This is a genomic window from Pseudomonas sp. PME37.24/025 (assembly GCF_055556615.1).
In genome coordinates this window covers 1-343 of record NZ_JBVHNK010000060.1, presented here as the reverse complement: position 1 = coordinate 343, position 343 = coordinate 1, and the positions used below count along the sequence as shown (strand labels likewise).

1 pseudogene is annotated in these 343 nt (G+C 68.8%); it reads left to right on the top strand.

Going from position 1 to position 343, the window contains the following annotated elements:
• Window positions 1-343, top strand: a pseudogene (locus ACZ3HH_RS29490) (hypothetical protein); the annotation flags it as partial.

Here is a 343-nt window from a genome sequence, read left to right as displayed (position 1 = left end):
AATGAAGAGATCACTTCGCTGGATCGCGGCCGGCGCCGTGAGCGCTCTCGCGCTCGGCACGGCGACAGGGGTGGTCGTCCCCGCCGTCGCGGCATCCACGGACACCCTGGCCGTCGATTTCGCCACGACCACGGGCGACTTCCGCGGCGGCGCGTTGGGCACGCTCTACGGTCTGGGCGATGAAGGCGCCCCCACTCAGGCGCTGATCGACGGCGCCCACCTGACGAACACCTCGCAGAAGGCGCCGTACGGCACGCAGCACCCGAGCGGCGACGCCCTGAAGGTCGAGGACGGCTTCTTCGCGAAGAACGGTCAGCAGCTCGACATCTACGTCCAGGACTAC